Source organism: Marinobacter salinexigens (assembly GCF_008370345.1).
Taxonomy (GTDB): domain Bacteria; phylum Pseudomonadota; class Gammaproteobacteria; order Pseudomonadales; family Oleiphilaceae; genus Marinobacter; species Marinobacter salinexigens.
Genome location: NZ_VTUU01000094.1, coordinates 1 through 536, shown reverse-complemented (window position 1 = coordinate 536; position 536 = coordinate 1). Strand labels below are relative to the sequence as shown.

At 56.9% G+C, this 536-nt stretch carries 1 protein-coding gene; it reads left to right on the top strand.

All coding sequences use genetic code 11. The features are described 5' to 3' along the window. Window positions 1-4: 4 nt before the first annotated feature. Complete coding sequence (locus FWJ25_RS20810) at window positions 5-295, top strand: hypothetical protein (RefSeq protein ID WP_497755926.1); 291 nt, start codon at window positions 5-7, stop codon at window positions 293-295. The last annotated feature ends 241 nt before the right edge of the window (window positions 296-536 follow it).

The window sequence follows — 536 nt, the reverse complement described above, 5'->3', positions numbered from 1 at the left end:
CACCATTGAGAACTCGCGGTCCGACGAGAAGCTRCTSTCCGTGTTCCGCGAGGGYGTSAAGTACGGCGCGGGCATCGGCCCCGGTGTCTACGACATCCACTCCCCCAGGATCCCGTCGGCTGAGGAGATCGCCGACCGCATCGACAAGATGCTSGCSGTGCTSGACACCAACATCCTCTGGGTGAACCCYGACTGCGGYCTCAAGACMCGCAAGTACACGGAGGTSAAGCCYGCCCTGACCAACATGGTCTCCGCCRCYAAGCTCATCCGCACCCAGCTCGCCAGCGCCAAGTGAGCACCTTTTTTTTGCCTTTTTCGTTTCCGAGGAGGGCGTCGTCGATGCCAATTTGTTTCCAATAAACAGGGCTGTGCCCGCCGTTCTGTTGTACTCCGTCTGTGGTTAGGTTAGTAGTTTTCTTGATCACGCCCCCACGCGGTACCTGTTTTACTACTCTCTGCTTGGTGGTTACTGAGGAAGTTGCCCGTGTACTTGTATCGTAAAAACCGAGTGGGACATCTGCATCGTTTCATCTGCC